This is a genomic window from Conexibacter sp. CPCC 205762, from assembly GCF_030646155.1.
Classification (GTDB): Bacteria; Actinomycetota; Thermoleophilia; order Solirubrobacterales; family Solirubrobacteraceae; genus Conexibacter.
The window spans coordinates 1-22,121 of sequence record NZ_JAUTDN010000008.1 but is presented as its reverse complement, the minus strand read 5'-3'; the positions used below and the strand labels follow the sequence as shown (position 1 = coordinate 22,121).

Genomic DNA, 22,121 nt, shown 5'->3' with positions numbered 1-22,121 from the left:
GTTGCACCGCGGCGGGGTGCGGCGCCAGCCCGAAGGGAACGGAATTCCAGAGAAACGTGTTCGTTCAGATACGTGCGAGACCCGCCAGCGCGGAGATCTCGCGCGACAGCTGGCCGCCCTGCCAGGCGAGCGGGGATCTGCCTTCCGGCTCGACCCGCAACTCGGCGCCCGGGATCGCGGCGGCGTAGGCGCGGGCGACCTCCAGCGGGTGGGTCGGATCGGCCTCGTCGCGGCTGCCGACGACGACCGCCGGGATCCCCTCCAGCTCGGCGAGATCGTGCAGCGTGTCGAACGGGCGCGAACGCGGGACGGCGTCGAGCGCGTCGGCGATCGCCTCCAGCGAGTCGTGCTGCGACAGCCGCTGACGCAGCACGGTGCGGACCGTCTCCTGCCACGCCTGCGGCATCCGCTCGACGTGGTTGGCCTCGACGAAGCCCTCGATCCCGCCCTCGCGCAGCCCGCTCGCGAGCCGCTCCCAGTAGGCGAGCCGGCGCGGGTCGTCGTTGGAGGACGGGTCGTAGGCGGGCGTGACGACGACGAGGCCGGCGACCCGCTCGGGGGTGTCGAGCGCGCAGCGCAGCAGCGTGTGGGCGCCCATCGAGGCGCCGGCCAGCACGACGCGGTCGAGGCCGCGCGCGTCGAGCACGGCGCCGAGGTCGGCGGCGAGGGCCGCGTAGCCGTATGCGTCCGGCGCCGGGGCGGGCGACGATCTGCCGTGGCCGCGCGCGTCGTAGGCGACGACGCGGTGGCCGCCGCGCTCCAGCGTCTTGGACCCCATCACGACGTAGCGGCGGGTCGCGGTCAGCCCGTGCAGCAGCACGACCGGCGTCCCCTCCCCCTCGTCCGCCCCCTGCAGCACGACCCCGTCGCGCTCGACGCTGAATTCGCTCATGGACCGAGGTGATAGCGGATTCGCGCCCACCGCTACCCTCAGGGCATGGTCTTCGACGTCACCGAACAGGACTTCCAGAGAGAGGTCCTCGATCGCTCCCACCAGATGCCCGTCGTCGTCGACTTCTGGGCCGAGTGGTGCGGGCCCTGTCGTCAGCTCGGGCCGGTGCTGGAGAGAGCCGCCAACGCGCGCGAGGGCAAGGTCGCGCTGGCGAAGATCGACACCGACGCCAACCCCGGCATCTCGCGCGCCTTCCAGATCCAGGGCATCCCGGCCGTGAAGGCGTTCGTCGACGGCAGACTGCACTCGGAGTTCGTCGGCGCGCAGCCGCCGCAGCAGGTCGAGCGCTTCTTCGACGGGCTCGTCCCGTCCGAGGTCGACGGCCTGATCGCCGCCGGCGACGAGCCGTCGCTGCGGCGCGCGCTGGAGCTGGAGCCGAGCCGCGTCGACGCGCTCGTCCCGCTCGCGCGGATCCTCCACGCCAACGGCGACGACGACGGCGCGCTGGAGCTGCTCGGCCGCGCGCCCGGCAACTTCGCGGCCGAGGGGCTGCAGGCGCGGATCGCGCTGCAGCGCGGCGGCGAGCCCGACCTGGCCGACGCCTTCGCCGCGCTCGACGGCGGCGACGCCGAGCGGGCGCTGGAGCTGCTGCTGGAGGCGCTGCCGAGCGCCGACGGCGCCAGAGACGAGATCCGCAAGGTCGTCGTCGGGCTGCTGGACGAGCTCGGGGTCGAGCACCCGCTCGCGCGTGACGGCCGCCGCCGGCTCGCTGCCGCGCTCTACTAGCGCACGCCGATAAGCTCGGCGACCTGATGGCCGCCGAGCTGGACGAAGCCGACGTCGTCGTCGTGGGAGCCGGGCTTTCGGGCCTGGTCGCCGCGCGCGACCTCGTCCGCGCCGGCCTCGACGTCGTCGTGCTGGAGGCGCGCGAGCGCGTCGGCGGGCGCACGCTCAACGAGTCGGTCGGCCCCGCCGCCGACCAGGTCGTCGAGCTGGGCGGGCAGTGGATCGGGCCGACGCAGAAGCGCGTCAACGCGCTCGTGCACGAGCTCGGCCTGAGCACCTACCCGACCCGCGACGAGGGCGAGAACCTGATCGAGCGCGGCGGGCGGATCCACCGCTACCGCGGCACGATCCCGGCGCTCGGGCCGCTGCCGCTGGCGGAGGTCGGGATCGCGATGGCGCGGCTCAACCGGCTCGCCCGCACGATCGACCCCGAGACGCCGTGGACGGCGCCGGTCGCCGCCTCGGCCGACGCGCAGACGGTCGCCTCCTGGATCCGCCGCAACGTCCGCACGCAGGTCGCGCGCGACGCGCTGCGGATCGCCGTCGAGGCCGTCTGGGCGTCCGATCCGGCTGACCTGTCGCTGCTGCACCTGCTCTTCTACATCCGCTCCGGCGGCTCGTTCGAACGGCTGCTCGACACCGACGGCGGCGCGCAGCAAGACCGCATCCGCGGCGGCTCGCAGCTGCTGTCGCTGCGGCTGGCCGAGCAGCTCGGCGCGCGCGTGCGGCTCGGCGCCGAGGTGACGCGGATCGCGCACGGCGAGAATGGCGTGGAGGTCGCGGTCGCCGACGGCACGGGCGTGCGCGCCCGCCGCGCGATCGTCGCGATCCCGCCGCCGCTGGCCGGGCGGCTGCGCTACGCGCCGGCGCTGCCGCCGACCCGCGACGGGCTGATGCAGCGGATGGCGATGGGCGCGGTGATCAAGTGCATGGCGATCTACGACGAGCCGTTCTGGCGCGACGAGGGCCTCTCCGGCCACGCCACCAGCCTCGCCGGGCCTGCCTCGATCTTCTACGACAACTCGCCCCCGGGCGGCACGCCGGGCGTCCTGCTCGCCTTCCTCGAAGGCCGCGCCGCGCGGGCGGCACTGCGGCAGACGCCGACGCTGCGGCAGGCGATCCTGATCGACGAGATGGCGCGGCTGTTCGGCCCGCGGGCGCGCTTCCCGCGCCGCTACGTCGAGCAGGCGTGGAGCGCCGAGCCGTTCAGCGGCGGCGGCTACGCCGCCTACCTCCCGCCCGGCGCCTGGAGCGACAACGGCTCCGCGCTGCGCGCCCCGATCGGCCCGCTGCACTGGGCCGGCACCGAGACCGCGACCGTCTGGAACGGCTACCTCGACGGCGCGATCCAGTCGGGCGAGCGGGCCGCGGGCGAAGTCGCGAGCGCGCTCGGCGCAGGCGGCGACGCGGCCGCGGCCGGCCGCCAGCGCCTGCTGCGCCGCTAGGCGACCAGCTCGCGCGCCGTCGCCTCCGCGAGCGCGAGGCAACGGGCGACCGAGGACCAGTCGACGCGGTCGGCGGTGTCCGTCGGCAGGTGGTAGTCGGTGTAGCGGCCGTCGGGCGCGATCGACAGCAGCGAGACGGTCCGCAGGCCGGCGAAGCGGGCGAGGATCGGGTCGGTGTAGGCGCCGATCCGCCACCGCTGCGGCGGTTCCAGACCGGCCCGCCGCGCGGCTGCGTCCACGACGTCGTTGTCGGCGGCGGCGTAGCGGTGCGGCAGCAGCACGCCCTCGGCGCGCGCGACGATCGGCTCGCCGGCACCGAGCGTGTCGAGCCCGAGCACGAACGTCGTCGAGCGGTCGAGCGTGTCGCCGTGCGCGGCCAGGAAGGCGGCCATCCCGCCCATCCCCGGCTCCTCGCTGCCGGGCGCGAGCAGGATCGTCTCCAGCCCCTGCGGCGGGTCGGCCGCCAACGTTCTCGCCAGCGCCAGCAGCGCCGCGACGCCGGTCGCGTTGTCGGAGGCGCCGGGGACCGTCGGCGAGCGCTGCACGTCGGCCATCAGGCCGATCGCCGCGAGCGCCAGCGTGCCGCCGAGCGCACGCCCCGCGCGCGTCCCGGAGGCGGCCGCCAGCGCCGCCAGCGCGTACGGCCAGCCGACCGGGTCCATCGCCCGCCGCTTCAGCCGCAGCGCGGCGCCGCCGCTGCTCAGCGCCGGATTCCAGATCAGTCCGGTGCGGGCGGCGTCGTGGTGGGCGACGACGACGAGCGTCGCGCGCCGCGGCCCGCGCGCCGGCAGCCGGCCGAGCACGTTCGCCCCCTCCCCGCGCGGCAGCCACCGCCGCAGCCACTGCCTGCGACCGCTGACGTCCAGCTCCAGCGAGCCGAGCGCGGCGAGCGCGAGCAGCCGGCCGGCGCGCCCGCCGAGCGCCGCGCCGACGCCGATCGCGGCGGCGTGCGCTGCGTAGGCGTGCGTGTACGTCGGCGTGTAGCGGTACGGCTCGGTCCGCACCTCCTCGACGCCGGCCGCGCGCAGCCGCGCGGCGATCCAGGCGGCCGAGGCGCGCTCGCCGGCGCCGGCCGAGTCGCGCGTCATCGCCGCCAGCGCCTCGACGTCGGCGCACACCGTGGGGTCGATCGCATCCGTGCTCATCGCGCCCCGCACGATAACCCTAGGCCCCCTCCCAGAGTTTGGTGCGACGGCTGGGAGACGGTGCGGATCGCCGCTAGCATCGCCGCCGCACCGGCTGGGTGAGGCAGCCGGAGGGACCCCTCAGGAGGCCGTCGTGAATCGCATCAGCATCTCTCCATCGGCGCTCGCCGCCGTCGCGGCGCTCGTGCTCGCGCTCGTCGTCGCGCCGACGGCGTCCGCGACGGGATCGGCCGCAGCGGCCGGCTCGCAGCCCGCGCAGGCGAGCGCGAAGAGAGGCGCCAAGAAGAAGGCGTCGGCGTGCACCAAGCGCGGCTCCGGGAAGGGCAAGCGCGGCAAGGCGCGCCGCGGCGTCGTCGCGGAGGCGAGCGGCCGTCGCGGCAGCGGAGGCAAGAAGGGCGGCAAGGGCCGCAAGCGCTGCGCCTCCAAGCGCAGATCGACGCCGAAGCGGCAGAGCGGCGGTCGCCCCGAGCGCCCCTCGCGTGACCCGCGCGAGCGCCGCCGCCAGCGCGAGGAGGGCAAGGGCGGCCCCGGCGGCGGCCGGCCGCACCCGACCCGTCCGGCGCCGAGAGCGCCGACGAGCGTCGTCCCCGCCGACGGGACCTACACCGCCCCGGCCTTCGCCGGCTTCAGCTTCACGATCAGCGACGACGGCAGCAGAGGCCGGATCGTCTACACCATCCCCAGGAGCGCCTTCTCCGAGGCCGCCTGCCAGACCGACGACGTCGCCGTCGACCTGCCCGTCGCGATCTCGCGCTCGACCGGCAGAAGCAGCGTGATCGGCGACAAGCCGCTGCCCGGCGACGGCCTCGTCCACGTGCTCGGCTTCGTCGACGCCGCCGGGAACTTCGGCCTCTCGCTCAACGCCACCCACCCCTACGCGGCCGACCCGAGCGCGACCTGCTCCGCCTCGGCGCGGCTCGAAGGGGCGCTCACGCGATGAAGCCGCATCCCGCTTGCGCGCGTCTCGCCGTCTGCGCGCTCGTCGCGCTGCCGGCGTTCGCCGCCGCGCCCGCCACGGCAGCGACGGTCTACGTCGTCAAGGGACCGGCGGTGAGAGTGCTCCCCGGCCCCGGGCCGGCCGACGTCTACGACTCGGGCGACGACCTCGAGGTCGGCTGCGGGAGAGGCGGCGCGCCGCTCGCCGCCGGCTGGACGGGTGTCGGCGGGCCGGTCGCCCGTGTCCGCCCGCAGCTGAGCGACCCCGGCGCCTCGTTCGTGCTGGAGACCCGCCGGCCGATCGCCCGCAGCGCCCCGCGCGCGCTTGCGATCTGCGCACGTGGCGCAGGCACGCCGACGCTCGCCGAGGGCGGCGGCCAGAAGGTCAGCTGCGGGGCGAAGCTCGCGCTCGGCGTCGCGGCGAACACGACCTGGCCGTACGTCGAGGTGGCGGTGACGGCGCAGCCGGTCGGGATCCACGGCTGGCAGCTGAAGGCCGGGATCCAGACGCGGGCGGCGGCGATCTGCGTCGCGCCGAGAGCCTTTGCCAAGACGAAGACCGTCAGCGCCACGCGCGCGTTCGCGCCCGGCGCCGCGAGCGCGACCGTCACGGCCCGCTGCGACGGCGGCCGGCGGCCGATCGGCTGGGGCTACGCGGCGCCGACGATGGACGACAACGGCTGGTCCTCCGCCGACACCGCCTCGAAGCTGACCGTGCCGTTCGTCGCCGCCTCCCAGCCAGCCGGCGTGAGCGGCTGGAGCCTCACCTTCCGCACGCCCGACCAGCGCGGCGCGAGAACGGCGGCGAAGGTGACCGCCTACGTGACCTGCGCCGTGCCAGCCGCGTCCGCCTCCGCCTCTGCGGCGACCGCTCCCTCCGCGCGCGCGGCCGCGCTCAGAAAGCCGACCGCCGAGGTCGAGCGCTGCGCGAAGCTGAAGGGCTCCGCGAAGAGAGCCTGCAGCGCCCGCAACGCGGCCAACAGAGCGGTCCTGAAGAAGCTGCTCGACACGCGCCTCGTCGGCGCGCGCGGCGACGGTGCGGAGGTCGACTGGAGCTTCTGCCGCAGCGGCAGGCTGGTCACGGCCGTCACCAGCGGCGGCTCGACCGGCAGATCGACCTCGAACAACTGGCAGGTCGAGAACGCGAAGGTCGGACAGGGCGGAAAGTGGTTCGACGCGATCGTCACCAGCCGCGACGGGACCGCGATCGCGGTCGCGATGCGCGGCGGCAGATGGAAGGTCGGGATCGAGTCCTTCGACGAGGTCAGCGAGCTCGGCGACGCCGTGCGCTCCAGCGCCAAGGAGACGTGCGCCGCCGCCTGAAGCGGCCGTAGCGACCACGCGCGGCGGGTCGTGCCGCCGCCGCGCGTACTCTCCCGTCGATGCGCATCATCGTGCTGGGAGCCGGCCACGTCGGCACGACCGTCGTCGAGGCGCTGTTCGACGACCACGAGCTGACCGTCGTCGACCGCGACCCGGCGCGGATCGCCGCGCTCGCCAACTCCTTCGACGTCCGCACCGTCGAGGGCAACGGCGCCAGCAGCAGCGTGCTGCTGGAGGCCGGCGTGCGCGACACCGATCTGCTGATCGCCTCGACCTCGCGCGACGAGGTCAACCTCGTCGCCGCGATGCTCGTGCGGCGGCTCGCGCCGCAGACGAGAACGCTCGTGCGCACGACCGACGTCGAGCACCTGAGAGCGTGGAGAGACGAGGTGCTCGACATCGACTACATGGTCTCCTCCGAGCTGGAGGCGGCCGCCGCCGTGATCGACGCGATCGCCGTCCCGGGCGCGCGCGTCGCCGACGTCTTCGCCGACGGGCAGGTGACGATCGCCGAGTTCGACGTCGAGCAGAGAGCGCACGCCTGCGCGCTGCTCGACGTGCCGCTGTCGCGCGCGCCGATCCCGCCGCAGTCGCGCGTCGCGCTGATCATCCGCGACGACGTGCTGCTGCTGCCGCGCGGCGACGAGACGATCCAGCTCGGCGACCGCGTCGCCGTGATGGCCTCGCCCGCGGCGATGCTGGAGTGGAGCAGACAGCTCGCGCCCGACGAGCCCGTCGTCGAGGAGGTCGTCGTCTTCGGCGCGACCCAGGTCGGGATCGCGATCGCGCGCAAGCTGCTGCTGCACGACCTGCGCGTGCGGCTGGTCGAGCCCGACGCCGAGCGCGCGCGGCGCGCCGCCGCCGAGCTGCCGCGGGCGCGCGTCTTCCACGCCTCCCCGTCGGACCGCACGCTGCTGCGCGAGGAGCGGATCGGCGCCGCCCAGGTCGCCGTCGCCGCGCTCGGCGACGACGCCGACAGCCTCTACGCCGCCGTCACCGCCCGCGCGGTCGGGATCCACACGACGATCGGCGTCGTCGACGACCCGCAGTCGATCGCCGTCTTCGACCAGGCCGGCGTCGACGTCGCCGTCAACCCGCGCGCGGCGACCGCGCAGCGGCTGGTGCTGTTCGCGCACGATCCGCGCACGCGCCAGGTGGCGCTGATGGACGACGACCGCTTCGACGTGCTCGACGTCGTCGTGCGGCCGCAGAGCAGGCTGGTCGGCCGGCCGCTGCGCGAGCTGCCGCGGACCAGCTCGACGATCGGCGCGATCGTGCGCGACGACAGCGCGCTGTTCCCGCACGGCGACACCGAGCTGCAGCCCGGCGACCGCGTGATCGTGCTCGTCGACCAGACGCGCACGGCCGAGGTCGAGGCGGCGCTGTAGTGCGCGCGCCGCGGCTCGGGGTCGACCTCGGCGCCGTCTTCGACCTGCTCGGCGGCGTCCTCAGATGGATAGGGCTCGCCTTCCTCGCGCCGACGCTGGTCGCGCTCTTCACCGGCGAGGACGTGCTGCCGTGGCTCGCCGCCGGCGCCGCCGCCAGCGGCACCGGCGTGCTGCTGGACCGGCTCACGCACGAGCGCCGCGCCGACCGCATCGGCCAGCGCGAGGGCTTCCTCGTGATCGCGCTGATCTGGCTGCTGGTGCCGGTCTTCGGCGCGCTCCCGTTCGTGCTCTCCGGCGAGCCGCAGCTGAAGGCGCCGGTCGACGCCTACTTCGAGGCGATGTCGGGCTTCACCGCGAGCGGCGGCAGCGTCGTCCCGCACGTCGAGCAGCTCAGCGAGACGGTCCAGTTCTGGCGCCAGCTGTCGCACTGGCTCGGCGGCATGGGGATCATCGTGCTGGCGATCGCGATCCTGCCGCGGCTGCGCGTCGGCGGGCGGCGGCTGCTGCAGTCGGAGCTGGCCGGGCCGACCGAGCTCGAGCGCTTCGGCTCGACGATCCGCGACACCGCGCGCAACCTCTGGTCGCTCTACGTCGGGCTGACGCTGGTCGCGACACTCGTGCTGGCGACCGTCGGCTGGCTCGGGCTCGACGACGCGATGACGCCGTGGCAGGCGTTCGCGCACGCCTCCTCCGCGATGGCGCTCGGCGGCTTCTCGCCGCAGGGCGAGTCGGTCGCGGCGTTCGCGCCGATCTCGCAGTGGATCCTCGTCGTCGTGATGGTCGTCGCGGGGCTCAACTTCCTGCGCCTCTTCAACGTCCTGATCCGCCGCCGCGGCGCGCGCGAGCTGGGCCGCGACGACGAGGTGCGGCTGTACGGCGGCTTCCTGCTGGCGGCGACCGCGCTGCTGCTGGTCGAGCTGCTGACGAGCGGCGAGGCGAGCGGCGAGGAGGCGGTGCGCCAGTCGGCCTTCCAGGCGACCTCGATCATGACGACGACCGGCTTCGCGACCGTCGACTACACGCAGTGGGGCTCGCTGGCGACGATGACGCTGCTGCTGCTGATGTTCGTCGGCGCCTCGGCCGGCTCGACCGGCGGCTCGATCAAGGTCGTCCGGCACCTGCTGCTGTTCCGGATCGCCCGCCGCGACCTCGCGACCGCCGCCCACCCCCACGTCGTCACACCCGTCCGCAAGAACGGGATCGTCGTCGACGAGCAGGCGCTGCGCTCGACCGTCCTGTTCGTGCTGCTGTACCTGTTCGCGTTCGCGCTCGGCTCGCTCGGGCTCGTGATCGACGCCGAGCGGACCGGCGTCGAGCTGAGCGCCTTCGACGCGATCGGCGCCGCCGCCTCCTCGATCGGCAACGTCGGCCCCGCCTTCGGCGACGCCGGGCCGTACGGCTCGTTCGCCGGCTACAGCAACCTCTCGACCGCGATCCTGACCGTGCTGATGTGGCTCGGCCGCGTCGAGATCGTGCCGGTCGCGGTGCTGCTGACGCGCAGCTTCTGGCGGCCGTAGGAACGGACCGGGGGCGCCGCCGCGCGGCGGCGCCCCCGAGCGTCAGGCGGCCGCCGCGACGGCGGCGGTGTCGAGCGACCAGAAGGCGTCGCTGCCGGCGGGCGCCTCGACGGCGCCGGCCTGCGCGCTGAGGCGCTCGCGCGCCTCGTCGCGGCCGATGCCGAGGATCTCGGCGATCTCCTGCGTCGAGAGCGGCTCGCCGGCCCACTCCAGCAGCTGGCCGACGTCCTCGGGCAGCGGGCGCCGCTCCAGCGACGGCTCCAGGTTCGCGACCGCGACCTCGTAGGCGAGCGACGGCTGGAAGCCGGGCGTCTCGATCGTGAGGCGGTCCGAGGCGCGCGTGAAGACGAGCGAGGGCGCGGTGTAGCGCCATCTGCTCGGGTCCTCGGTCACTCTCGCGAGCTTGTGATGCAGGTGGACGGCTGCCGGCGCGGGCGAGCGGGCGGCGAGCATGTCGGCCTGCAGCTCGCGCTCGACGGCCGGGTCGGCCAGCCAGCGCTCCAGCACGGCCGGGTCGATGCCGGCCTCGACGGCGGCGGCGACGATCGTCGCCTCCTCCTCCAGCATCGCCGTCGGGTTCGTCATCGCGTGGACGCGCAGGCGGCGCAGCAGCCGCTCGGCGACCTCAGACGACGAGTGCACGCGCGCGGCGACGACCGCCTTCGCGGCCGGGCGCGTGGCGCCGAGGCGCGGGCGCGGCGTCGCGTCGAGCGGCTGCCCGTATCTGTCGGCGAACATCGCGAAGCCGGCGGCGAGCTGGTCGGCGGTGAAGCCGATCTTCTCGTAGTGCGCGCTGTCTGAGGCGAGCACGATCATCCGCGTGCGCCAGTCGAGCGCGTCGCCGTACAGCCATCTCAGACGCCACTTCATCGGCTCCGCGGACCACGCCCACGGGCACTGGGCGTCGGTGTATTCGGTGACCTCGATCGGAAAGCTCATGACCGTGCAAGTATTGCACGCTCAACGGTTAAGTATTCGAGCGACCTCTTCTGCCTGCACTCGGCAGAAGCTCCCGCTACTGTCGCGCCACGGCGGTTCCAAAACCGCTTTCGGTGGAGAGATGAAGGGGAGCGGATTGTCCGGGGGACGGATCACGATCAGAGAGCTGGCGAGACGCAGCGGCGTCTCCGTCGGCACCGTCTCGCGCGCGCTCAACGGCTACGCCGACGTCAACCCCGACACGCGTGAGCGGATCATGGAGCTGGCGCGCACGCTCGACTACACGCCGAGCGCCTCGGCCCGCAGCCTCGTGACGCAGCGGTCGCACCTGATCGGCGTCTTCCTCGAGACCGGCGAGGGCCACCCCGACCTCCAGCACCCGTTCTTCCACGAGGTGCTCGTCGGGCTCAAGCGCCAGCTCGGCGCGCACGGCTTCGACCTGCTGCTGTTCGCCAGCGAGCGGCCCGGCAACGGCTACGGCGGCGACCACAGCTACCTCAAGCGCGCCCAGCACCACAACGTCGACGGCGTCGTGCTGATGGGCATGAACCCCGAGGACCCGGAGATCCGCCGGATGGTCCGCTCGGGCCTGCCGGCGATCGGCGTCGACGTCGAGCTGGAGGGCCCGCGCGCGGGCTACGTGATCTCCGACAACGGCGCCGGGATCGGCGCCGCGGTGCGCCTTCTGCACGACCTCGGCCATCGCCGCATCGCGACGATCACCGGCCTGGTCGAGACGCGCCCCGGCGGCGAGCGGCTGCGGGCCTACCGCGACGCGCTCAGAGAGCTGGGGCTCGGCTACCGCGACGAGTACGTCGCCTACGGCGACTTCTACGTCGACTCCGGCGCGGCCGCGACGGCGCGGCTGCTGGCGCAGGAGGAGCCGCCGACGGCGATCGTCGCGGCCTCGGACCTGATGGCGCTCGGCGCCCTGCGCGCGGCCGCGAAGGCGGGCGTGACGGTGCCCGAGCGGCTGTCGCTCGTCGGCTACGACGACATCCAGCTGGCGGGGCACGTGCATCCGCCGCTGAGCACGGTGAGGCAGGACAAGGCAGGGCTCGGCGCGGCGGCCGGCGAGGCGCTGATCGCCGCGATCGAGCACGGCGAGGCGCCCGCTGCGGTGACCTCGCTGCCGACGACGCTGGTCGTGCGCGGCACGACCGCGCCGCCGGCGCACGACTGACTCGCCGACGGCACCCGGGAAGCGCCGCCGGCGGGAGACAGCACCCGCAGCACCGCCATTTCCAAAATCGTTTTTGGGAGCATGAGGAGGACCGCGAGGCGGCGACGCTAGCCGCCGCTCTCGCAGGCCGTGAACGCGGCCGGCGTGAGCGCGCTCGACGCGCACGCATACGCCGGGTACTCGCCGTCGCTGATCTGCGGCTGGCCGCCGGAGCCGTAGTAGCGCTCGTAGTCGTGGCGCAGCCGCGTGTCGGTCGCGAGCCGTCTCTGCAGCGCCCGCAGCGACGGCACGTCGAAGGCCGCCGCGCCATAGGTGTCGCGGAAGCCGTACTCGTGCCGCCACGCCGGCGCCGCCGCGGTGACGTCGAGCGCGTAGGCGTCGTAGTCGGCGATCGTCCCGTCGCTGCCGACCGCGACGGTCAGGAAGGCCGGGTTGTTCCCGTCGCGCGGGCTGATCGACGGCACGCCCAGCATCGGCGTCTCGTCCCCGATCCGGTACGTGCTCATGTGCAGGTGGCCGAAGACGAGCGCCGGGAAGCGGTCGTCGTCGAGCACGTCGAGCAGCGTCGCCTGGTGGCCGGCGTGCAGCAGCGGCTGCGGGTCGTCAGGGTGCTTCGCCGACGTGTGGGCGTCGACGCCCGGCGGGATGTGCGTCGCCAGCCAGGCGCGGTCGCCGCTCGGCAGCTGCTGCGCGGTCCGCTCCAGCCAGCTCGCCAGCTCCGCGCCCGGGTCCTCGCCCGCGTCGCCGCAGTCGTCGCTGTAGTTGCGCGACCAGAAGACGTCGTCGATCGCGATCACGTCGAGGCCGGGGAGCGGCAGCGCCGCGCTGTAGCTGCCGAGTCTGGCGAAGCTCGCGCGGAACCCCGGCGCGCGGCCGTCGCGGTTGACGAGCGGCTCCCATGCCTGCGCGGCGTGGGCGAGGAACCCGCTGCCGGGCTCCAGCGCGTAGTCGCCGCACCAGGAGTCGTTGTTGCCGAGCGCGAGCACGAACTGCGCCGACGGGAAGGTCGCGTCGAAGCGGGCGGCGAGGTAGGCGACGGTCTTGTCGACGAACGCCTCGTAGGACGCCTGCGTCGGGTTCGACGCGAGGCTGTCGTAGGTGTCCTGGAAGTGGTGCGCGAGCAGGTCGCCGGTGATCACGACGACCGGCGCTCTCGGCGCCTGCTGCCGCATCGCCGTCAGCGCCGACTCCAGCAGCGCGGCGTTGCTGTCCTGGCCGTAGCGGCTCGACCGCTCGCCGGTCTCCCGCAGCAGCTGCTGCCAGGCGCTCACCGGGGCGGCCTGCAGCCGGTCGACGAGCCCCTCGTCCGCGCCGAGGAACGGCGTGAAGTGCACGTCGCTGGTGAACAGCCACGGCGCCGCGGCAGCGTGCGCCGCCGGCGCGCGCTCGTCGCCGTCGTCGCCGCAGCCGGCGAGCGCGAGCGCCGCCACGGCCGTCAGCAGCACGACGATCGTCACGGCAACGGCCGCCATCGGCCTGCGTCTCATCACGACGTCCCCTCGGCTCGTGTCGGTCCCGGTCCGCGCCGCATCCAACCACATCGCGGTCGTTCGATGCACCGCTCGACGGGGCGCGACGGGGCGCGCTACAGCGGGAAGGCGAGCTGGTCGGCGTTGCGGGGAGCCGCGGTGGCCGGCTCGCTCGCCTCGTCCTCGAACGCGGCGACGCGCACGCCCAGCAGCCGCACCGGCCGCGGCGGCGCGTAGGCGCGCAGCAGCTCCAGCGCGACCTCGGTGACGATCTCGCTGTCGTGTGTGAAGCCGTCGATCGTGCGCGCGCGCGTGACCGTCGTCCAGTCGTCGAGCCGCACCTTGATCGCGACGTTGCGGCCGCGCTTGCCGCGTCTCTCCAGCCCCTCGCACAGCTCGCGCGCGAGCCTGCGCAGGACCTCCTCCAGCTCCTCCAGCGAGTCGACGTCCTCGGGGAAGGTGCGCTCGTTCGAGCGCGACTTCAGCACCCGCGAGGTCTCGACCCTCGAGTCGTCGTGGAAGTGCGCACGGCGCAGCAGGTCGCGCCCGTGGTTGGCGCCGAAGCGTCTCTCCAGCACCTCCGCCGGCGTCTCCTGCAACTGGCCGATCGTCTCGATCCCCAGCTCGCGCAGCCGCTCGACGCTCTTGGGGCCGATTCCCGGCAGCAGCTTCGGCGAGGCGGAGGCGAACCGTCTCGCCGCCTCCTCGCGCCCCATCGCGACGAAGCCGGCCGGCTTGCCGAGGTCGGAGCAGACCTTCGCGATCAGCCGCGACGGCGCCAGCCCGACCGAGACGGTGATGCCCGTCCGCTCTCTCACGTCGGCGACCAGCTCGCGCAGCACGCGGACCGGCTTCTCGACGCCGGTCAGGTCGGCGTAGGCCTCGTCGAGGCCGAGGTGCTGGAGCGGGCCGAGCCGCGCTCTGATGATCTCCCACAGCGCTCTCGACGTCTCCTGGTACGCCGTGAAGTTGGGCGGGACGATGATCCCGTGCGGACAGAGCCGCTTCGCGCGCGCGAGCGGCATCGCGGAGCCGACGCCGTATCTGCGCGCCTCGTAGGAGGCGGTCGTGACGACCGAGCGGGGGCCGTCGTGGGCGACGATCACCGCCTGGCCGCGCAGCTCCGGCCGGCGGATCAGCTCGACCGACGCGTAGAAGGCGTCGCAGTCGAGGTGGGCGATGACGCGTCTTGGCCGAACGTCTGTTCCCATCGCGACGGATGGTACGCCGTCGAGCGGCGCACCATCCGCGTGTGCGTCAGACGATCGCGATCAGACCGTCGTCCAGATCGTCCCGACGCCGTCGAAGCCGAGCGCGCGGGCGGTGGCGCCGGTCAGGTCCCACTCGCGACCGCCGACGTAGGGGCCGCGGTCGATCACCGGCACGGTGACCTGACGGCCGTGGTATCTGATCGTCACCTTCGTGCCGCACGGCAGCGACTTGTGGGCGACGCCGAGCTGCGAGTAGCCGAGCGAGCCGCCGCAGGCGAGCGGGCCGCCGTAGATGCCGTACCACGACGCGGTCGAGGCGCGGAAGCCCTTGACGCTGCCGGCAGCGGCCTTCGTCGCGAGGTTGGCGCGCGTGCCGGCCGAGCGGACGCGCAGCTGCACGCCGCCGAGCCGCGGCGAGGTGACGCGCGCGGCGAAGTGGCCGTCGGCGCGCGTGACGGCGCGGCCGACCGCGGTCCAGCGGCCGCCGAGGTGGCCCTCGACCGTGACGTGGCTGCCGCGCTTGCGCGGGAACAGGACGCCGCGGACGTGCACGCCGCCGCCGACGGCGGCGTCGTGGCTGGAGCGCTTGACCGCCAGCTGCGAGGAGACCGCGACGCGATGGACGCGGCTCGTCTGCTGGCCGGCGGCGGCCGTCGCGACGCTGTTGGCGGCGACGACGCGGACCTTGCCGGTCGCGCGCAGCTCGGCGCTCAGCCGGTAGCGGCCTCTGACGTTGACGACGGCGCGGTCTATCGCGCGCCAGCGACGTCCGCTGGGCGCGTACTGCAGCTCGACGCGGCTGCCGTGGAGGGCGGCCGCGTGGCCGCGCACGACGACGTGCTGGCCGTAGCGCAGGCGCGTGTCGGCGACGCGGGCGGTCGGCTTCACGAGCGCGGCGCCGGCCTGCTCGGAAGCGGAAGCGGACGTGGTGGCGGCGTCCTCAGCGGGCGCGCCGGCGGCGACGGCGAGCGCCGAGCCGGCGAGGGTGGTGCCGATGACGAGCGCGCCGGCCGCGGCAAAGCGCGGACGGACGCGCAACAACCTGTGGTGTTGCGTGGGCAACGGAGTGCGACCTCCTGTGGGCCGACCACACGCCTACGGGGTTAGCTGACGGGCTCGCGGCGCACGATCGCCCGCGGCGCACCTCGAAGGCGCGCTCAGGCGTGACGGTCGGTCGTCGCTACGGCGGCAGCAGCCGCCGATTCGCCCCCGCCGGGAAGGATTCGCACTGACATCCCCGGCTGTGGGTCCCCCGTTCGCTCCCGTTTCGGACAGGGGCGACTCGGCAGGTCGGTTGTGATCGGCCAAGGTAGCCGCACCCCACCCCTGCTCTGTGCCCGATCTCACACGACGCAGGTTTCAAGTCAGCGCTCTGACCAATTTGGCCCCATTTCCTGCGCAAAGATCACCAACGTTTCCCGAATCTCTGCCGTTGCGAACAGCGCCGCGAAGGGCCAGAATGGCGTCCGTGGCGAACCGCGACCGACTGACGGGGCTCGACTCCTCGTTCCTCCATCTCGAGCACGACTCGGCGACCCATATGCACGTCGCCTCGTGCATGGTCTTCGAGGGCCCGCCGCCGACCCACGACGAGCTGGTTGCGCACGTCGAGGCGCGCCTGCACCTCGTCCCCCGCTACCGCCAGCGGCTCGCGTTCGTGCCGTTCGGCCAGGGCCGGCCGGTGTGGGTCGACGACCCCCACTTCAACACGCGGTACCACGTCCAGCACCACGCGCTCCCCCAGCCGGGCGGCGAGGAGGAGCTGAAGCAGCTCGCCGGCCGCGCCTTCTCGCAGCAGCTCGACCGCAACAAGCCGCTGTGGGAGCTGTGGCTCGTCGAGGGCCTCTCCGACGGCCGCTTCGCGCTGCTGGGCAAGACCCACCACGCGCTCGTCGACGGCATCTCCGGCGTCGACATCACGACCGTCCTGTTCGACCTCACGGCCGAGCCGCCGGCGCCGCCCTCGCCCGACGGCCCGTGGGTGCCGCGGCCGCTGCCGACCAACGCGCAGCTGCTCGCCGACGCGCTGCTGGAGCGGACGACCGTCCCCGGCGAGATCGTGCGCGGCGCGCGCGCGACGCTGCGGGCGCCGCGGCGGGTGCTGAAGAAGGTCGTCGGCGACCTCTCCGCGGTCGGCTCGTTCACGCTCCCGGGCGTGCGCGGCGCGCCGCCGAGCCCGCTCAACGTGCCGATCGGCCCGCACCGCCGCTTCGCCTGGGCCGACGCCGACCTCGCGCGCGTGAAGGCGATCAAGGACGCGCTCGGCGGGACCGTCAACGACGTCGTGCTGGCGACTGTCGCGGGCGGCCTCGGCCGCTACCTGCGCGCCCACGGCCACCCGACGATCGACCTCGTGCTGCGGGCGATGATCCCGGTCTCGGTCCGCGCCGACGCCGAGCGCGGCGCGCTCGGCAACCAGGTCGCCGCGATCTGGGCCGGGCTGCCGGTCGGCGTGACCGACCCGGTCGAGCGGCTGGAGCTGATCAAGCGCGAGATGGAGGGGCTGAAGGAGTCCGGCCAGGCGGTCGGCGCGCGCGTGCTGACGGAGCTGACCGGCTTCGCGCCGCCGACGGTGATGGCGCAGGCGGCGCGGCTGCAGGCCCACCAGCGCTTCTTCAACCTCGTCGTCACCAACGTCCCCGGCCCGCAGCTGCCGCTGTACGTGCTCGGCCGCCGGATGGAGGCGATCTACCCGATGGTGCCGCTGGCGCAGAACCAGGCGCTCGGGATCGCGATCATGAGCTACGACGGGCGGATCTCGTTCGGCCTCAACGCCGACTTCGACGCATTGCCCGACCTCGAGCTGCTCGCCGGCCAGCTGTCGGACGCGCTGGAGGAGCTGGCGGGGGCCGCCGACCTGCCGCCGCTCGACTCGCCGCGCAGACGCCGCACGCCGCGGCCGGCGGCGAGAGCCCGCGCTGCGCGTGCGGAGGCGGCCGGCCGCGCCGCCCAGTAGCGTTCGCGGCGATGCCCGACGACTCCGCAGCCGCGTCGCAGACGCCCTCGCTCGAGCCGGCTCCCGTGTCCGCGCCGCAGCGGAAGCCGCGCCCGCCGAAGCCGTCGCTGGCAAGGCGGATCGGCGGCTGGCTGGTCGCGTTCGTGGTCGGGCTCGCGTGTGTGATCGGGCTGATGCTGTTCCTCAACTCGCGTGACCAGGCGCACGTCGACCCGAGCGCGGTCGTGCTCCCGGGCGAGCCGTTCACGACGCCCGAGCAGTACCTCGACGCGACGCAGGTGAGACTGCTGCGGGCCGGCGACGTCTACCTGCTCTACGGCGACAGAAGAGCCCCAGCCGAGCTGACCGCGCTGCAGCGGCAGCTCTCGGGCGCGCCCGACCCGGCGCTGGAGGAGGCCGGCCAGGCGGTCGTGCTGGTGCGCAGAGCGGGCCTCGGCGGAGTCGTCGCGCTCGGCGGCGAGCGGATCCTCAGAGCGCCCGCCGCCAACGACCCGCAGTTGGAGCCGTTCGCCTCGACGCTGCTCGGCGGCGCCCAGCCGTAACGCCGCCGCGCCGGGTGCCGGCCCGTGCTGCATCGGGCCGCAGTGCGATCATGACGGCCATGAGCACCCCCTCAGGCCCTCTCCGTCTCGCGCTCTGCCAGCTGAATGCGACCGTCGGCGACATCGCCGGCAACGAACGCAAGATCCGCGACGGCATAGCGGCCGCGCGCGGTCAGCAGGCGCAGCTCGTGCTCTTCCCCGAGCTGGCGCTGACCGGCTATCCGCCCGAGGACCTGCTGCTGAAGGAGCACTTCCTCGCCGACGCGCGCGAGGCGCTCGACCGGCTCGCCGCCGAGACCGAGGGGATCGTCGCGCTGGTCGGCTTCCCGGAGCGCGGCGACGACGTCTACAACGCGCTCGCGGTGCTCGCCGACGGCGAGGTGCAGGCGATCTACCGCAAGATGTATCTGCCGAACTACGGCGTCTTCGACGAGCAGCGCTACTTCGCCGCCGGCGACCACGGCGCGCTGATCGAGGTCGGCGGCGTGAAGGTCGGCCTGACGATCTGCGAGGACATCTGGGAGGCCGGCGCGCCCGCCTCCGACGAGGCCTATGCGGGCGCCTCGGTGATCGTCAACCTGAGCGCCTCGCCCTACCACGCCGGCAAGGGCGCCGAGCGCGAGCGGATGCTGATCCAGCGCGCGCGCGACACGATGTGCGTCGTCGCCTTCTGCGCGCTGGTGGGCGGCCAGGACGAGCTGGTCTTCGACGGCCACTCGCTCGTCGTCGACCACCGCGGCGAGATCGTCGCACGCGCCGCGCAGTTCAGCGAGGAGCTGCTGGTCGCGACCGTCGACCCGCTCGCGCCGCTGACCTACCGCCTGCGCGACGCCCGCCGCCGCGTCGCGAAGACGAACGCGAGACCGGTCCCGACGATCGCCGCGCTGGAGCTGCCGGCGGCGCCCGCGCCCGACGAGCAGCTGCGCACCGGCGGCCCGGTCGCGCCGGCGCTGACGGGCGCCGCCGAGGTCTACGCCGCGCTCGTGCTCGGCCTGCGCGACTACGTCGGCAAGAACGGCTTCAGACGGGTCGTGCTGGGGCTGTCGGGCGGCGTCGACTCCGCGCTCGTGGCGGCCGTCGCCGTCGACGCGCTCGGGCCCGACGGCGTCGCGGTCGCGGTGATGCCGTCGCCGTACTCGTCGGCCGAGACGCAGGCCGACGCGCGCCAGCTCGCCGACAACCTCGGGATCGAGCGGTTCGAGTTCGACATCCAGCCGACGATGGCCGCCTACGAGTCGACGCTCGCTGCGACCTTCGCCGGCCGCGCGCCGGACCTGACGGAGGAGAACCTGCAGGCGCGCATCCGCGGCAACCTGCTGATGGCGCTGTCGAACAAGTTCGGCTGGCTCGTGCTCGCGACCGGCAACAAGTCCGAGATGTCGGTCGGCTACTCGACCCTCTACGGCGACCTCGCCGGCGGCTTCGCGGTGATCAAGGACTGCCCGAAGACGCGCGTCTACGAGCTGACCCGCCATCGCAACGCCGTCGCGCTGGAGACGAGCGGCAGCGAGCTGATCCCGGTCGGCATCATCGAGCGCGCCCCGTCCGCCGAGCTGCGGCCCGACCAGAAGGACGAGGACTCGCTCCCCCCCTACGCCGTCCTCGACCCGATCCTCGACGGCTACGTCGAGCAGGACCTCGGCCGCGCCCAGCTGATCCAGCGCGGCTTCGACCCCGACGACGTCGACCACGTGATCAAGCTCGTCGACCGCGCCGAGTACAAGCGCCGCCAGGCCCCGCCCGGCATCAAGATCACCAGCCGCGCCTTCGGCCGCGACCGCCGCGTCCCGATCACGAATCGCTACCTGGGCTAGAAGAAGAACGGAACGGGGCGCGCTGACGGTGCGCGCCCCGCTCCGCGATCCTGGTGTGCTCGCAACCAGGAAGCTTGGTGCTACGCCGCGGCGGGCGCGAGCAGGTCGGCGATGATGACCTCGCCGCCGCGCGTGTTGAGGCCGGCCGCGAGCCGCGGGTCGCTCTCCAGCGCCGTCTCGACGCCCTTGTCGGCGAGCGCGCGCAGGTACGGCATCGTCGCGTTCGTGAGCGCGCGGGTCGAGGTCGAGGGGACCGCGCCCGGCATGTTCGCGACGCAGTAGTGGAGCACGCCGTCGACCTCGTAGACCGGCTCGTTGTGCGTCGTCGGTCTCGACGTCTCGGCGCAGCCGCCCTGGTCGATCGCCACGTCGACGATCACCGAGCGCTCGCGCATCTTGCCGAGCAGCTCGCGCGTGATCAGCTTCGGCGCGGCGGCGCCGGGGATCAGCACGGCGCCGATCACGACGTCGGCGTTGGAGACCTCCTCCTCCAGCGACAGCGGGTCGCTCATGACGACGCGGATGCGGCCGTCGAAGCGGTCCTCCAGCTCGCGCAGGCGCTTGGGGCTGCGCTCGAGGATCGTCACCTCGGCGCCCATGCCGGCCGCGACGCGGGCGGCGTTGAAGCCGACGACGCCGCCGCCGATCACGACGACGCGCGCCGGCGCGACGCCGGGGACGCCGCCGATCAGGACGCCGCGCCCGCCGAGCGGGTGCTGCAGGAAGTACGCGCCGGCCTGGCCGGCGAGGCGGCCGGCGACCTCGGACATCGGCGCCAGCAGCGGCAGCGAGCCGTCGGTCTCGGTGACGGTCTCGTAGGCGATGCCGGTCGTCTTGGCGGCGACGAGCGCCTCGGTCAGCGCCGGCTCGGCGGCGAGGTGGAGGTAGGTGAAGAGCGCCGTCTGCTCGCTCAGGTGCGGGTACTCGGAGGCGATCGGCTCCTTGACCTTGACGATCAGCTCCGAGTCGCCCCAGACGGTCGCGGCGTCGTCGATCAGCTTCGCGCCGGCGGTCGCGTAGGCGTCGTCGGCGAAGCCCGAGCCGACGCCCGCGCCGACCTGCACCCACACCTCGTGACCCGCGCCGACCAGCTCGGCGGCACCCGCGGGCGTGAGCGCGACGCGCTTCTCCGACGGCTTGATCTCCGTGACGACTCCGACGCGCATCTGCCCAGCTCCTCGATCGCTGCGCCCGCTCCGTGCCGGCGAACGCTCTCGACTGCAAGCGTCGCCGCTCGCGCGGCTTCGATCACCGGGACGGAACGTCGCACGTCCGCGCAAAGCGCCGGACGTTCTGTCGCAGTCCGGTGTGCGACCCTGTGCGGCGACGATGAGCAGCGACCTGCCACCCCGGATCACTGTCGCGCAGGCGCTCGCGCTGCCGGCGGTGCAGCGCGGCCTGCCGCTCGTCGTCGCGGGCGAGCGCAACCTCGACCGGCCGATCCGCTGGGTCCACGCCGGCGAGGTCTCCTACATCGCCTCGGTGCTGCTCGGCGGCGAGCTGCTGCTGACGACCGGGATGGGGATCGGCAGGAGAGCGGCCGACCAGAGACGGTTCGTGCAGGAGCTGGACGAGGCCGGCGCGGCCGCCCTGTTCGTCGAGCTGGGCGGCGCGCTCGACGACCTCCCGCCCGCGCTCGTGCGCGAGGCCGAGCGGCGCGGGCTGCCGCTCGTCGCCTTCCGCCGCGACGTCCGCTTCATCCCGGTCACGGAGGCGATCCACACCGAGCTGGTCAACGGCCGCTACGCCGTGCTGCAGCGCTGCGACGAGATCCACGGCCAGCTGACGCAGGTCGTGCTCGACGGCGGCGGCATCCCCGAGGTGCTGCGCGTGCTGGCGCAGACGTTCGCGACGCCGGTCGTGCTGGAGGGCGTCGGCGGGCGCGTGCTCGCCCACGCCGTCCCGGGCGGCGACGAGGAGCAGGGCGCCGAGACGCTCGACGCGTGGGCGACGCGCGGCCGCGGCTCGGGCGGCAGAGCCGGCAGACGCGGACGGCGCGGCGCGCGCGGCGACGACGGTGGCGCGAGCCCCTGGCAGGCCGGCCTCTCCGCCCCGGTCCCGCTCGGCCATGGCACGCCGGGGCGGCTCGTGCTGCTGCCGGTCTCCGCCCCGCTCGACGAGCTGGCGCGGCTGGTGCTCGACCGCGCCGCCGGCCTCGTCGCGCTGTCGCTGCTGCGCAGCCGCCAGGAGGAGGAGCTGGTCGCGCGCGAGCGCGGCAGCTTCCTGCTGGCGCTCGCGAGCGGGCGGCTGAGAGCGGCCGCCGCCCGTCGCCAGGCGGCGCTGATCGGCTTCGCCCCCGCCTCCGGCCTGCTGCTGCCGCTGGCGGCGGAGACGGCCGCCGAGGTCGAGCCGGCCGAGTGGAGCGTCGTGCTGCGTGACGCGCAGGTCGAGCTGGAGGGCCGCGGCACGCCCGCGCTCGTCGGCCAGCGCGAGCGCGCCGGGCAGTTGCTGGCGCTCGTCGCGCTGCCGGGCGCGAGAGGCGGAGCAGGCGGCAGCGGCGCGACCGGCGCGCGCGGCGGAGGCGGCGCCGGCGATGCGGCGGCGACGGGCGCCGCGGCCGAGCGCGAGCGGGTCG

The 22,121-nt window shown here is 74.3% G+C and carries 18 protein-coding genes; 11 read left to right on the top strand and 7 right to left on the bottom strand.

Translation table 11 applies throughout. From position 1 onward, the window contains the following. Positions 1-64: 64 nt before the first annotated feature. Positions 65-892: an alpha/beta fold hydrolase gene (locus Q7L73_RS09520; protein WP_304689438.1), complete on the bottom strand. Its 828-nt coding sequence runs from the start codon at positions 890-892 to the stop codon at positions 65-67. A gap of 45 nt (positions 893-937) precedes the next feature. Between Q7L73_RS09520 and Q7L73_RS09515 the strand changes: the two genes are divergently transcribed. Both Q7L73_RS09515 and Q7L73_RS09510 read left to right on the top strand, forming a co-directional pair. After that, positions 938-1,678 carry a tetratricopeptide repeat protein gene (locus Q7L73_RS09515; RefSeq protein WP_304689440.1) on the top strand — a complete coding sequence of 247 codons (741 nt, stop codon included), beginning with the start codon at positions 938-940 and terminating at the stop codon, positions 1,676-1,678. Between the two features lie 26 nt (positions 1,679-1,704). Continuing rightward, positions 1,705-3,123, top strand: coding sequence for a flavin monoamine oxidase family protein (locus Q7L73_RS09510; RefSeq protein WP_304689442.1), 1,419 nt, complete (start codon positions 1,705-1,707; stop codon positions 3,121-3,123). Here Q7L73_RS09510 and Q7L73_RS09505 read toward each other — a convergent pair. Further along, positions 3,120-4,268 carry a M28 family peptidase gene (locus tag Q7L73_RS09505; protein ID WP_304689444.1) on the bottom strand — a complete coding sequence of 383 codons (1,149 nt, stop codon included), beginning with the start codon at positions 4,266-4,268 and terminating at the stop codon, positions 3,120-3,122. The genes Q7L73_RS09510 and Q7L73_RS09505 overlap by 4 nt on opposite strands. 133 nt (positions 4,269-4,401) lie before the next feature. Here Q7L73_RS09505 and Q7L73_RS09500 point away from each other — a divergent pair, with 133 nt between their 5' ends. Genes Q7L73_RS09500 through Q7L73_RS09485 form a run of 4 tightly spaced genes read left to right on the top strand, consistent with a single transcriptional unit; the run spans position 4,402 to position 9,432 of the window. Beyond that, positions 4,402-5,208, top strand: a complete 807-nt coding sequence (locus tag Q7L73_RS09500) for a hypothetical protein (RefSeq protein WP_304689447.1) — start codon at positions 4,402-4,404, stop codon at positions 5,206-5,208. Then, a complete protein-coding gene (locus tag Q7L73_RS09495) occupies positions 5,205-6,527 on the top strand; it encodes a hypothetical protein (RefSeq protein ID WP_304689449.1) in 1,323 nt (440 codons plus the stop codon). Before Q7L73_RS09500 ends, Q7L73_RS09495 begins: the two co-directional genes overlap by 4 nt. Positions 6,528-6,586: 59 nt before the next feature. Further along, positions 6,587-7,915, top strand: a complete 1,329-nt coding sequence (trkA, locus tag Q7L73_RS09490) for a Trk system potassium transporter TrkA (protein ID WP_304689450.1) — start codon at positions 6,587-6,589, stop codon at positions 7,913-7,915. Continuing rightward, entirely contained in the window at positions 7,915-9,432 is a 1,518-nt protein-coding gene (locus tag Q7L73_RS09485; protein WP_304689451.1) for a TrkH family potassium uptake protein, read from the top strand. The genes trkA and Q7L73_RS09485 overlap by 1 nt, the downstream gene beginning before the upstream one ends. A 42-nt stretch (positions 9,433-9,474) precedes the next feature. Here Q7L73_RS09485 and Q7L73_RS09480 read toward each other — a convergent pair whose 3' ends face one another. Then, a complete protein-coding gene (locus tag Q7L73_RS09480) occupies positions 9,475-10,371 on the bottom strand; it encodes a DsbA family protein (protein ID WP_304689453.1) in 897 nt (298 codons plus the stop codon). A 136-nt stretch (positions 10,372-10,507) separates the two neighbouring features. On the opposite strand from Q7L73_RS09480, the gene Q7L73_RS09475 reads away from it, so the two are divergent. After that, the gene (locus Q7L73_RS09475) at positions 10,508-11,554 is read left to right on the top strand and encodes a LacI family DNA-binding transcriptional regulator (protein WP_304689455.1); all 1,047 of its coding nucleotides are present in this window, start codon (positions 10,508-10,510) and stop codon (positions 11,552-11,554) included. Between the two features lie 107 nt (positions 11,555-11,661). On the opposite strand, the gene Q7L73_RS09470 is transcribed toward Q7L73_RS09475, so the two are convergent. From Q7L73_RS09470 to Q7L73_RS09460, 3 genes are all read right to left on the bottom strand, one after another. After that, positions 11,662-13,026, bottom strand: a complete 1,365-nt coding sequence (locus Q7L73_RS09470) for a metallophosphoesterase (protein ID WP_304689457.1) — start codon at positions 13,024-13,026, stop codon at positions 11,662-11,664. A 113-nt stretch (positions 13,027-13,139) separates the two neighbouring features. Further along, positions 13,140-14,234 carry a DNA polymerase IV gene (gene dinB, locus Q7L73_RS09465; protein ID WP_304689459.1) on the bottom strand — a complete coding sequence of 365 codons (1,095 nt, stop codon included), beginning with the start codon at positions 14,232-14,234 and terminating at the stop codon, positions 13,140-13,142. Between the two features lie 60 nt (positions 14,235-14,294). Continuing rightward, on the bottom strand, positions 14,295-15,272 hold the full coding sequence (locus tag Q7L73_RS09460; RefSeq protein ID WP_304689461.1) for a septal ring lytic transglycosylase RlpA family protein: 978 nt from the start codon (positions 15,270-15,272) through the stop codon (positions 14,295-14,297). Between the two features lie 421 nt (positions 15,273-15,693). Between Q7L73_RS09460 and Q7L73_RS09455 the strand changes: the two genes are divergently transcribed. Genes Q7L73_RS09455 through Q7L73_RS09445 form a run of 3 tightly spaced genes read left to right on the top strand, consistent with a single transcriptional unit; the run spans position 15,694 to position 19,546 of the window. After that, positions 15,694-17,190 carry a wax ester/triacylglycerol synthase family O-acyltransferase gene (locus Q7L73_RS09455; protein ID WP_304689463.1) on the top strand — a complete coding sequence of 499 codons (1,497 nt, stop codon included), beginning with the start codon at positions 15,694-15,696 and terminating at the stop codon, positions 17,188-17,190. Between the two features lie 11 nt (positions 17,191-17,201). After that, complete coding sequence (locus Q7L73_RS09450) at positions 17,202-17,732, top strand: hypothetical protein (protein ID WP_304689465.1); 531 nt, start codon at positions 17,202-17,204, stop codon at positions 17,730-17,732. A gap of 50 nt (positions 17,733-17,782) precedes the next feature. Next, the gene (locus Q7L73_RS09445; RefSeq protein WP_370552375.1) at positions 17,783-19,546 is read left to right on the top strand and encodes an NAD+ synthase; all 1,764 of its coding nucleotides are present in this window, start codon (positions 17,783-17,785) and stop codon (positions 19,544-19,546) included. Positions 19,547-19,626: 80 nt separating this feature from the next. Here the strand turns inward: Q7L73_RS09445 and ald are convergent, their stop codons facing one another. After that, complete coding sequence (ald, locus tag Q7L73_RS09440; RefSeq protein WP_304689469.1) at positions 19,627-20,712, bottom strand: alanine dehydrogenase; 1,086 nt, start codon at positions 20,710-20,712, stop codon at positions 19,627-19,629. A gap of 163 nt (positions 20,713-20,875) precedes the next feature. Between ald and Q7L73_RS09435 the strand changes: the two genes are divergently transcribed. Continuing rightward, on the top strand, positions 20,876-22,121 hold a 1,246-nt coding region (locus tag Q7L73_RS09435; protein WP_304715532.1), incomplete at its 3' end, for a PucR family transcriptional regulator ligand-binding domain-containing protein.